The organism is Micromonospora sp. CNZ280, assembly GCF_011759515.1.
In genome coordinates this window covers 311,460-322,909 of sequence record NZ_JAAOYP010000004.1, presented here as the reverse complement: position 1 = coordinate 322,909, position 11,450 = coordinate 311,460, and the positions used below count along the sequence as shown (strand labels likewise).

The window sequence follows — 11,450 nt, the reverse complement described above, 5'->3', positions numbered from 1 at the left end:
CCTACCAGGTCAGGCCGTGGCCGTAGGGGTGGAGCAGCCCACCGTCGGCGGTGGGGATCGTGACGGGCAGCCGTCCGCGCGGGGACAGCTCGCCGTGCAGCGCGCGGACGAGCGCGTCCATCGCCGCCCGGGTGTACGAGTAGGTCGCCAGGTAGGTGGACACACCTGGCAGGTACGCGATGTCGTACGGGTCCCGGACCGCCACCACGACCACGGGTCGGCCGGTCGCGAGCAGCGCCGCGACCAGCCGCCGTTGGCTGCCCCGCGGGTCGCTGACCTCGACGTCCCACGCCTTGTTCACCAGCACCACGGTGAGGTCGTGCCGGGCCGCCTCGGCGGCGGTCGCGGCGATCGCCTGGTCGGACGGCAGGGTCGCGGGCCGGGCGGTGGCGCGGGCCCCGCGGGCGGCGAACCCGTCGGCCACCGTCGCGACCGGTGCGAAGGCGGCGCTGTTCCAGCCGGTCACCAGCACCGACCGGTCGGTGCGGGCGAGCGGCAGCAGTCCGCCGTCGTTACGCACCGCGGTGAGCGTCGGGTCGGTGACCCGGGTGACGGCGGCGAGATGCTCGGCCGCCCCGACCGTACGGACCGCGGCCTCGACGTCGACCAGCGGCGACCCGGCCAGCCCCTGGCGGTACTTCAGGGCGAGGATGCGCCGGACCGACTCGTCGATCCGCCGCTCGGTCAGCTCGCCGGTGGCCACCGCCCGCAGCACCGCGTCCCGGGCCAGCCGCAGGTCGGGCGGCATCAGCAGCTGGTCGGCGCCGGCCTTGAGCGCCAGCACGGGCACCCGCTCGTCGCCGTACTTCTGCCGCACTCCGGCCATGTTCAACGCGTCGGTGACGATCACGCCGCGGAAGCCAAGCTCGCCGCGCAGCACCCCGGACAGGATCGTCGGCGACAGCGTCGCCGGGTCGCCGGAGGGGTCGAGCGCCGGCACCACGATGTGCGCCGTCATGATCGACTCGACGCCGGCGGCGATGGCCCGGCGGAACGGCGGCGCGTCGATCCGGTCCCACTCCTCGCGGGTGTGGTTGATCACCGGCAGGTCGGTGTGGCTGTCGTTGTCGGTGTCGCCGTGCCCCGGGAAGTGCTTCGCCACCGCGGTCGTGCCGGCGTCCCGCTGGAAGCCGGTGACCTGCGCGGCGGTCAGCTCGGCCACCAGGGTGGGGTCGGCACCGAACGAGCGCACCCCGATCACCGGGTTGGCCGGGTCGACGTTGACGTCGGCGATCGGCGCGTACGGCTGGTGGATGCCGACGGCGCGCAGCTCGCGCCCGGTGATCTCCGCCGCGGTGCGGGCGTCGCGCGGTGAGCGCCCGGCGCCCAGGGCCATCGCGCCGGGGAACTGCGCGGCGGGGGCGGGCATCCGCAGCACCACGCCCTGCTCCTGGTCGGTGGAGATGAGCAGCGGGACGCGGCCCTTGCCGCCGTCGCCGAGGGCGGCCCGTTGCAGGCCGTTGGAGAGCGTGGCGATCTGCCGCGGACTGTCCAGGTTGTGCGACCAGGAGAAGTAGCAGACCGCGCCGAGGTGGAACTCCTCGATGACCTCGGCCGGTGTCTCGACGCCGAACGCCGCCCGGTTGGCGGCCCGGTCCGCGGCCGTCGGCGCGGTGGCGTCGCCGCCGTAGACGTAGGTGGCGAAGAGCTGGCCGACCTTCTGCTCCAGGCTCATGTGCCGCAGCGTGGAGGTGACCCAGCCGTGTTCGGCGGCGGGCGGCAGCGCGGCGGGCGGCAGCGCGGCGGGTGCGGCGGGGGTGGCCTGGACGGGCAGCGGCGCGAGGGTGGCGCCCAGGGTGGCCACCAGGACGGTCGCGGTGACGAGTCGGGTCTTCATAGACGACGACCTCTCAGTCCGGATGGCTGAAACTTAGCTACGCATCGATGAATCGTCAAGAAGGTTTGCTACAAGTCGGACGGCCCGAACGGCGCGGCGAGCGCGGCGGGCGCGCCGCTCAGGCGGTGCCGACGAACTGGCTGACGTGGTAGGCGGTGCTCCGGCCGTCGGGCGTCCTGGTCCACTTCGAGACCATCAGGTGCAGGTCGTTGGCCCGCCGGCTGGACCACGGGTGGACGAAACCGCCGTAGAGCCCCGGCTCCTGCCAGGAGGTGACCTGCACCTTCTCCGGCGTCCAGACCTGGTCCGGCCCGCCGGCGGTGCGGGTGACGATGCAACCGGTGGCACAGTTGAGGTAGGACATCACCCAGGTGCCGTCGGCGAGCCGCCGGACCGACGGCTCGCCGAAACGGCCGGTCAGGATCGGCGTGCACGGCCGACCCCAGCCCCAGGTGCTGCCGTTCCAGCCCCAACCCTCGTACGACTCCGGGTAGAACAGCCGGTCCCAGCGGACCCGGCGCAGCATCATCGGGCCGTCCTGGCGCCCCGAGCGCACCGAGAAGACGTACACCCAGTCCCCGTCGCGCTGCATCGTCCACATCTGGAACGGGTCGGTGTTGGTCCCGTCGTTCCACCACTTCAGCGGCGTGCGGATGAAGTCGTTGCCGTTGTCGCTGTAGGCCAGTCCGGCGTACCGCGACCGCCAGTGCGGCCCGGCGGGCCCGGCGGAGGCCCAGTTCTCAATGCTCATGTACGAGATGAGCTGGCGGCCGGTCTCCGGGAAGCTGATCCCGTCGTTGGGGATGACGGTCACCTCCCAGAGGCCGTCGATGCCGATCCCGTTGTGGCCGTTGTGCATCAGCTCCGGGGCCCGCCCGTTGCCCGCGACCCGGGCCGCGCTGTCGAAGACCACTCCGCCGGCGGCACCGGGGTGAATGTTGGAGCGCAGCATCACCGGCGAGCGCCAGTCGTTCGGCAATGGTGGACCTTCCGGCCACGGGGTGTTGAAGGTGTCGCCGAAGAGGTACCCGATGGAGCCGTTCTCCAGCACGTAGGGGATGCCGAGGTCGGTGCCGGCGACCCGCCAGCGGTGGTAGGTGTCCAGGTCGGCGCCGGTGAGGCGCTTCTTCCAGGACGCGGCCCGGGCGGGCCCGGGGGCGAGCAGGGCGCCGGCCGCCGTGGCCGCGCCGACCGCGCCGACCCGGCCGAGCAGGGTGCGGCGATTGATGGTCATAGTGGTAGTCAAGCGGCGGCGCATCGCCGAAGGATGTCTTCAGGGAGTCCTTCTCGCTCCGCCGGAATTTTTCGCGATGCCATTGACAGGCGTCGTGGTGTCTCGCCAGACTCGCGGGCAGTCGGAGCGAGACACCGGCCAGTTCTTCGCCGACAACTGGGACGGCACGCTGTAGCCGCCGAGGCCGCGCCGCCCGCGAGCAGCCGCGGCCGGGATCAGAGGTTGAGCGGCTGCGGGTCGCCGGCCAGCTCGCGGAACCGCTCCTGCGGGGCGGGCACCAGCCGCCGGGCCGACAGGTCCAGCAGGCCGCCCACCCCGGTCAGCGCCGCCACCCGGGTGCCGTCCGCGCGGACGAAGTCCTGCTCGATCCGGAAGGTCTTGCCCTCACCCCAGTGGAACGCGCACGACACGTCCACCTCGTCACCGCCGCGCAGCTCCCGCAGATAGCGCAGGGTGACCTCGAGGGCGACCGGCCCCACGCCGGTGGCGATCAGCCGGTCCTGCGAGATGCCGGCGGCGCGCAGGCATTTCCACCGGGCGTGCTCGGCGTACTGGAGGTAGACGGCCTGGTTCAGGTGGCCCTGGGTGTCGAGCTCGTAACCACGGACGGTGATGCGTACCCGGAACGGATCTTCCACACCGCAGAGCCTACCGACGGGTACGACATCACCAGCCGGGACGCCCCCCGATCAGAACGGCCACCACCCTTCCGGCCCGAGAGCGCGCGCCTGCGCCTCTTCCTGGCGGCGACCGTCCGACGTCGACCGCCGGTCGACGAATCACCCGGGGTCGGCACGGCTGGTGGCCCGTGGTCGGCTGCCGGCCCGGTCCGAGGCACTGCGGTGAGCGCGGCGGTCAGTGGATGCGGCGGCCGTGCCCGTCCGGCACCCCCGACTTGCGGAAGAAGTAGGTGTTGACCTGGTCGCGCCACTCCTCGGCGCAGCGCAGCTGCTCGTCGAGGCGTTCGGCCACCCGGGCGTGCAGCGCCGGGTCGAGCAGCCCGGCGAGCCGGTTCCACCGCCGCCGCATCGCGGCCACCTCCGTCACCCCGCCGAAGTGGGTGTCGTAGATGTGCTGGATGACCGTGGCGCCGCTGTGCAGCACGTGCCCGTACGGCACGTGGTGGAAGAAGAGCAGCAGCTCGTCCGGGCACCGGTCGAGTGACTCGTACACCTCCGACCAGGGCTGCGGGTACTGGCCGGTGAACCCGGTGCCGGTGGCCCGGGTGCGGTCGACGCCCACCCCGTCGCGGTCGGCGAAATGGTATGTGCCCCAGGGCGTGTACTCGTAGCCGTCCACGTCGGGGCCGTAGTGGGTGCCGGGACGGACCATGAAGCCGACGCCCAGCGGCGCGGTGTACCGCTCGTAGCTGCGCCAGGAGTCGTCCATGATCTCGTGCAGCGTCCGCCGCACCAGGTCGTGGTCGCGAGCGCCGCCCGCCTGTGCCGGCGCCGAAACCGCGGCCGCCGGTGGCGGGAAGGTGAGGCCTATCCACTCGTCGAGGACGGCCACCGGGTCCAGCCCCGGGTCCCAGGCCAGCCGGCCGAACGCGTACAGGTTCGCCTGGGCCAGCGGGTGCCCGGTCCAGTAGCGGTCGTCGCCGACGTTGGAGATCGCGACCAGGCCGCCGCCGGACGACCCGCCGTCCCGGATGCCGGTGGCCACCTCGGCGACGGTGGGTCCGCCGTCGCCCCACGGCGCGAACCGGAGCACCTCGCTCCACCAGGGCCCCAGGTAGCACACGTGCCGCTGCTGGCCGGTGTACTCCTGGGTCACCTGGAACTCCACCGCCAGCCGGGTGGCGGGCATGGCGGCGATCACCGGCGACACCGGCTCCCGCGTCTGGAAGTCCATCGGACCATGCTTCACCTGCAGGATCACGTTGTCCCGGAACCGGCCGTCCAGCGGGGCGAAGTGGTCGAACGCGGCGCGGGCCCGGTCGGTGGACCGGTCGCGCCAGTCCTGGTGATGGTTGTAGACGAAGGCCCGCCAGTGCACCACGCCCGAGAACGGCGCCAGCGCCTCGGCGAGGAGGTTCGCGCCGTCGGCGTGGCTGCGCCCGTACGAGAAGGGACCCGGCTGCCCCTCGGAGTCGGCCTTCACCAGATAGCCGCCGAAGTCCGGGATGCGCTCGTACACCCGGCGGGTGGTCCCGGCCCACCAGGTGCGCACCCGCTCGTCCAGCGGGTCGGCGGTGGGCAGGCCGCCGAGCAGGACCGGCGCGGCGAAGGTGACCGACAGGTGCACCCGGATCCCGTACGGCCGCAGCACGTCGGCGATCGCGGCGACGTCGTCGAGCCGGTCGGTGAGCAGCCGCGCCTCGGTCGCGTGGACGTTCACGTTGTTCACCGAGACGGCGTTGACGCCCACGGCGGCCAGCAGCCGCCCGTAGTCCCGGACCCGGGTCAGGTCGCGGCGGGCGCCGTCCCGCCAGAAGATCGATCCGCCCGCGTAGCCGCGCTCGACCTGTCCCATCACCGGATGCACGTCGACGTTGTCCCAGTGGTCGAGCATGCGCAGCCGCGCCGCCGGGCGGTGCGGTCGCGGCGGGAGCGTGACGCCGAACGCGGACTCGCCGAGCCGGACCACGTGGAACAGGCCGTAGAGCAGGCCGGCGGGCTGCCCGGCCAGCACCACCGTGACGTCACCGTACCGGGCCAGCAGGAAACCCTCGGCGCCGAGTGTTCCCGCCCGCCGCCGCTGGTCGGCGACGACCGCCTCCGCCGCCGCGGGCAGCGGCCCGGCCGAGGCCAGCGCGAGGACGAGGTCGAACGGGTCCGCCGCGCCGCCCGGCCGGTACACGCCCCCGCCGTAGCTGGCGCACGCCTGCGCCACCTCGCGGTACACCGTCTCGACCAGCGGCCCGTCGCCGGCGACCAGGGTGCGGCGCGCGCCGAGGGCGCGGAACGCCTCCGGCGGCAGCCAGGCGGGGTGTACGTCGTTCCGGTCGCCGGTGGTCACGAATCCTCCCGGAGCACCAGGACGCCCCGGGCGGCCAGCCGGATCGGCTCGCCGCCCTCGACGCGGTCACCGGTCAGCAGGTCGAGCCCACCGCCCCGGGCGGTCACCTCGACCCGCTCGGCGCGGTGGTTGAGCAGGAACAGCAGGCGTGCCCCGGCCGGGGTGACCCGCACGGCCGTCTCCAGGTCGGGCACGTCCGGATAGGGGCCGGTCAGCCGGTGCCGGTCGAGCACCTGCCGGACCACCCAGGAGACCCCCGCCTGGTCCAGCGCGGTGCCGACGTACCAGCCGCGGCCAGCGCCGAAGGTGTTCCGGGTGACCGCCGGGGTGCCGGCGTAGAAGTCGGCCTGGTAGCTGCCGACAACCTCGGCGCCCTGCGGGATGACCAGCTCGAACAGCAGGCGCGCGGCGACCTCGATCTCGTCTGACCCCGACCGCAGGCGCACCGGGTTGACCACCTCCGGCCCGCGGGCGTCCCACTCGTCGACGCGGACGCCCAGCAGCGGCCCCAGCGGACCGGGCACGTCCGCCAGGAACGCGTTGTCGTGCTCGTCCACCCGGCCGGACAGGAACGTGGTCAGCACCGAGCCGCCCCGGGCGGCCACCTCCGCCAGCCGCTCCGGCAGGTCGCCCTTGAGCATGTGCAACGCCGGCGCGACGACCACGTCGTAGCCGGACAGGTCGGCCGTCACGGCGACCACGTCGACGTCCACCCCGGCGTCCCAGAACGCCCGGTGGTAGGTGAGCACCACCTGCTGGTACCGGACCAGCCGGGACGGGCCGTCGGAGATCTCCAGCGCCCACCAGCTGTCCCAGTCGAACAGCAGCGCGACCCGGGCCGGCGTACGCGCGCCGAGCGTGGCCCCGCCGAGCCGGTCGAGTTCCGCGCCGAGCTGCGCGACCTCCCGGAACACCCGGGTGTCCGACCGGCCCGCGTGGCCGATCACCGCGCCGTGGTACTTCTCGTTGACGTCCCGGCAGGCGGTGTGGCTGGGCGTCTGCTCCATCAACCAGAACGGCTGGCCGTCCTTGAGCCCGCGCATCAGGTCGTGGCTCAACGCCATCCAGGACGGCGAGCCGTCGTCCGCAGCGGAGGCCCGCTCGACGATCCGGTCCAGCAGCGTGAAGTCGTAGACGTCCGGGCCGGCCTGGATCAGCGCCCAGTCGAAGACGCCGAGGGTGACGGTGTCGATCCGGGCGAGGTCGAACAGCCGGTGATCCTCGCTCCACACCGGCTCGGGCCACTGCTCGGGGTTGTAGTCGCCGCCGAAGGGCACCTTCGGTGTGACCGGCAGGCCGCTGATTCCGGCACTCCGCTCGCTCATGCGGTGAACTCCTTCCGGACGGTGGCGATCAGCGGGTCGCTGCCGCGCAGCAGGGCCAGCACCAGCACCGCGCCCAGCGCCGCGAGCACCGCCTCGGAGCCGGCCAGCGCCACCGCCGTCGCCGCCGCCAGCAGCAGGGCGTGGCCGAGCGTGACGACCGGGGTGCGCAGCACAAAGTACCGGGCCAGCCGGACGACGTCGCGCACCCGGAACGCGAACAACGACGTGATGACCAGTGCGTTGACGCCGACCACCGCCGCGCCCGCGCCGACCAGCACCAGCGGCACCGCCCACCAGCGCGGCAGGCCGGCGGCGGACAGGTGGGCGAGGTTCACCGCGAGGACGGTCAGCCACACCAGCAACGGCACCCAGATCCGCAGCACGCCGGCGAGGTTGGCCCGGTAGCCGCGCCAGAAGACCCGGGCGGGGTGCAGGTCGGTCAGGTCGAGGCGCTGGTGGTGCAGCGCGTACAGCCCGGCGGAGACGGCCGGGCCGACCGGCAGCGCGCAGGCCGCGACCAGCGGCAGGTTGCTCACGTCCCGGTCCAGCAGCACCAGGGTGACCAGGCCGGGCGCGGTGGTCACCAGCAGCAGCGATTCGACCACCAGCAGGGTGTAGATCAGCGCCGCGGCGCGGGACAGCGGTCCGTCGCCGAACTGGCGCTGGGTGTCGACGGCGTCGCTCATGCCGGCACTCCGCTGCGCTGCGTGCCGCCATGAGGCACTTTCGCGCTGTAGCGATGATTCGCTCGCTGACGCTCGCTCATGCCGGTTCCGTCCCCGCCTGCCGGCCGAGCAGCCGGTCGTCGGCCCACCACGGCGGGGTCTCGTCGGTCACCGCCGTGAGCTCGGCCAGGGTCACCTCGTGCCGGCCCAGGTGCAGGTCGAGCGCCACGCGGCCGGCCCGCACCGGCAGGCTGGCGTGCCGGCGGGCCGGCTCGGCCGCCTCCCGCAGGGCGTCCAGTTCACCGGTACGCGGCGAGCGGGGCCGGCCCAGCTCGCACCACGCCCGCCAGGCGTTGCCGGCCTCCTCGCCGACCGACGAGCGCAGCAGGAAGGCGCTGCTCGCGGACGCCGGCAGCGGCACCGACAGGCGCACCGTGTGCCGGTCGGGGACCGGCTCGTGACCGGTCACGTCCACCGGAGCCCAGGCCAGCACGGTGACCCGGCCGGTGGCGTCGCGGGTGACCAGGTGGTCCGGTCCGCGGGCGAGGACCTGGTCGCCCATCCGGGCCAGGAAGGCGTACAGGTGGTAGGTGGGTTTCTTGACCTGGCGGTGGGTGAGCAGGCCGAAGCCGCCGTGGAACAGCGACGTCGGCACTCCCTCCTCCTCGAACACGTCGCTGAACGTCCAGTAGGAGAAGGAGTCGACCAGGTCGCCGCCGGCGGCCACGACCGGGGCCAGATACGCGGCGTGGAAGGCGGTGTCGTGGATCGGGTTGTCCGGCCGGTAGGAGGAGTTGAACTCGGTGATGTGCACCGGCAGGTCGGCCAGCGCGGTGCCGCGCAGGTGCCGGCGCGGGCTGGCGAACTGCTCCAGCAGGCTGCTCGCCGGCGCCAGGGTCTGGTGGGTGCCGAAGGGCACGTGCTGGGCCGGGCCGGAGGTGTACGCGTGCCGGCTGACGAAGTCGACCGGCACCGACCGGGCGGTGACGAACTCGGCGAACGGTATCAGCCACTCGTCGGCGCCGGGGGAGATGGCCGGGCCGCCGACCTGGAGCGCGGCGTCCACCTCCTTGACCGCGTGCGCGGTGACCTCGTACAGCCGGTGGTAGGCGTCCTGGTCGGCGCCCTGCCAGAACGCCGGCAGATTGGGCTCGTTCCAGACCTCGATCGGCCAGCCGCGCACCTCGTCGAGCCCGTACCGGTCGACGAGGTGGCCGACCGTGGCGCGGACCAGGTCCGCCCACTCGGTCCAGGAGCGGGGCGGGGTGACGTTGCCGCGCCACCAGAACACGGTCTGCTCGCCGGAGGCGAGGCCGGAGGGCATGAAGCCCAGCTCCACGAACGGCCGGATGCCGAGTTCGAGGTAGGCGTCGACGACCTGGTCGACGTACGTGAACGCGTGCCGTACCCGGCGCGACCCCTGGTACTCGTACGGGCGGTGGACGCCCACGCCGTCGCTGAGCAGCCCGTGCCCGCGGATGTGCCGGAAGCCGATCTCCCGCTGCACCAGGGCCAGGGATTCCTGGTAGTCGCGGCGCAGCGCCAGGTCGAACCGGCCGGTGCCGACGCAGGCGCGCCACGCGCCGGTCAACCGGCCCGAGGGGTGCTCCGGTACGGAGATGCGCATCATCGTCCTCTGTGCTCGGTGCGGCTGGGGTGCCGCGGTCGTCGCCTGGGGCGGCCGCGGCCGGTCGGGTGGCGCCGGCGCAGGCGGCTCGGACCGTCGGGGGGCGCCGGTGGGCGGCGCCACCCGACGGATCGTCAGGTCAGCCGTGTTCCTTCTGGTAGCGGTCGTACGCCTTGTTGACCATCTCCAGGTACTGGTCCATGTTCTTGCCCTTGAGTTCGGTCAGGTAGGCCTCCCACTGGCCCAGGTCGCGTTGGCCGAGGATGAACTGGAGCGACGCCTGGGTGACGTGGTCGCGCAGCGGGGTTTCCCACAGCGACGCCTGCTCGCGCTCCTCGTCGGTGAGCGGGTACGGCGGGGCCACCGGGATCGGCGTCCGGGCGTTCATCACCTGCTGGAACTGCTGTTCCTCGGCGGAGAAGAACGCCTGCACCAGGTCGGGGTTGCCGCCGTAGGCGAACACGCCGTTGTAGAAGCCGAAGTCCTTCTGCAGGTGCTTGCTCGCCTTCGGGTTGAGCCCGACCACGTTGACCTCGTCCGCCAGGGTGCGCTTGCCGGCGGAGTCCTTGACGAAGGTCGTCCCCTCCACGCCCCAGCGGGCGAACTCCTGGCCCGCGTCGGAGTACCACAGCCAGTCGACGAACTGCATCATGGCCACGAAGTTCTTGCTGTCCCGCGCCTTCTTCGAGATCATCACGCCGTTCTCCAGGCGGCTGGCCGGGTTGATCTCACCCGCCGGGCCGACCAGCAGCGGGATCTTGACCAGCTTCGCGTTCGGGATGGTCTTCGCCAGGTCCGGCCGGTGGTCGTTGACCAGGGTCTGGGCGTTGGCGCTGATCACGAACGACTTGCCGTTGGCGAGCTTCTGCCGCGCCTGGTCGTCGGTCTGGGTGAAGCTCTCCGGGTCGAGCAGCCCCTCCTTCACCAGCTTGTTCAGGTACTGCAACATCTGCTTGTACTGGTCGGTGGCGGCGGTGTACCGGAACTTCTTGGCGTTCGGGTCCCAGCTGGCGTGCTGGTAGTTCCAGCCGGCGCCGGCCAGCCCGTGGGTCAGGGCCAGCAGGTTCAGCAGATTGCCGCCCGGGTGTGGCTTGCTCCACCGGTCGGAGAACGGGTAGGTGGCCGGGTACTTCGCCTTCATCGCCTTGAGCACGGTGTACAGCTCGTCCCAGGTCTTCGGCACCTGGAGGCCGAGTTCATCGAGGATGTCGGTGCGGACGGCGAGCGAGTAGTCGTGCCACGGCTTCTCGTGCACGCCGGGCAGTAGGTAGAACTTGCCGTCGGCCTGTCGCAGGGTGTCGATCTCGGGTTTGAGGTTCCACTTCGAGATCTTGTCCTTGAGGTTGGGCATCAGGTCGAGGTAGTCGCTGACCGGGAGGATGGCGCCGGAGGAGACGTAGGCGTCCTCCTGGTGGGGGTAGGTCTTCGGGATGATGAACGGCGCGTCGCCGGCGCCGATCAGCAGGCTGCGCTTCTGCTCGTAGTCGCCCGCCGGCACGGCGACCGGCTCGAGCTTGACGTTGGTCCGCTTGGTCAACTCGGACCAGAACAGCCAGTCGTCCTTCAGCGGGTAGTTCGAGTGGTTGTTGTACAGCACCGGGAAGGAGAGCTGCTCGGTGGCCGTGAACTGGGTGCCGACGCCGTAGTCGGCCATCGCGCCGACCCGGTTCTCCGCGAGGTCGTTCCCGTCGGACGAGTCGTCGCCGCAGGCGACGAGGGTGGTGAGGGCGAGCAGGCCGGCGGCGGCTACCGCCAGCCGGCGCCGCGATCTGTGGAACACGGCGGATCCTTTCGGTGGGGT

The 11,450-nt window shown here is 72.4% G+C and carries 8 protein-coding genes; all 8 read right to left on the bottom strand.

Translation table 11 applies throughout. The features are described from left to right. Position 1: 1 nt before the first annotated feature. Positions 2 to 1,837: a glycoside hydrolase family 3 protein gene (locus FHX32_RS28650; RefSeq protein WP_167190081.1), complete on the bottom strand. Its 1,836-nt coding sequence runs from the start codon at positions 1,835 to 1,837 to the stop codon at positions 2 to 4. A 118-nt stretch (positions 1,838 to 1,955) separates the two neighbouring features. After that, positions 1,956 to 3,071, bottom strand: coding sequence for a glycoside hydrolase family 183 protein (locus FHX32_RS28645; protein WP_167190078.1), 1,116 nt, complete (start codon positions 3,069 to 3,071; stop codon positions 1,956 to 1,958). 215 nt (positions 3,072 to 3,286) lie between these two features. Beyond that, positions 3,287 to 3,709, bottom strand: coding sequence for an acyl-CoA thioesterase (locus tag FHX32_RS28640; protein ID WP_167190075.1), 423 nt, complete (start codon positions 3,707 to 3,709; stop codon positions 3,287 to 3,289). Positions 3,710 to 3,926: 217 nt separating this feature from the next. Beyond that, positions 3,927 to 6,032 carry an alpha-glucuronidase gene (locus tag FHX32_RS28635; protein ID WP_167190072.1) on the bottom strand — a complete coding sequence of 702 codons (2,106 nt, stop codon included), beginning with the start codon at positions 6,030 to 6,032 and terminating at the stop codon, positions 3,927 to 3,929. After that, on the bottom strand, positions 6,029 to 7,357 hold the full coding sequence (locus tag FHX32_RS28630; protein WP_167190069.1) for a beta-galactosidase trimerization domain-containing protein: 1,329 nt from the start codon (positions 7,355 to 7,357) through the stop codon (positions 6,029 to 6,031). Before FHX32_RS28630 ends, FHX32_RS28635 begins: the two co-directional genes overlap by 4 nt. Then, the gene (locus FHX32_RS28625) at positions 7,354 to 8,043 is read right to left on the bottom strand and encodes a DUF624 domain-containing protein (RefSeq protein WP_167190066.1); all 690 of its coding nucleotides are present in this window, start codon (positions 8,041 to 8,043) and stop codon (positions 7,354 to 7,356) included. The genes FHX32_RS28630 and FHX32_RS28625 overlap by 4 nt, the downstream gene beginning before the upstream one ends. 76 nt (positions 8,044 to 8,119) lie before the next feature. Further along, positions 8,120 to 9,652 carry a GH39 family glycosyl hydrolase gene (locus FHX32_RS28620; RefSeq protein WP_486481382.1) on the bottom strand — a complete coding sequence of 511 codons (1,533 nt, stop codon included), beginning with the start codon at positions 9,650 to 9,652 and terminating at the stop codon, positions 8,120 to 8,122. Positions 9,653 to 9,788: 136 nt separating this feature from the next. Continuing rightward, the gene (locus tag FHX32_RS28615) at positions 9,789 to 11,429 is read right to left on the bottom strand and encodes an ABC transporter substrate-binding protein (RefSeq protein ID WP_486481381.1); all 1,641 of its coding nucleotides are present in this window, start codon (positions 11,427 to 11,429) and stop codon (positions 9,789 to 9,791) included. Positions 11,430 to 11,450 lie beyond the last annotated feature (21 nt).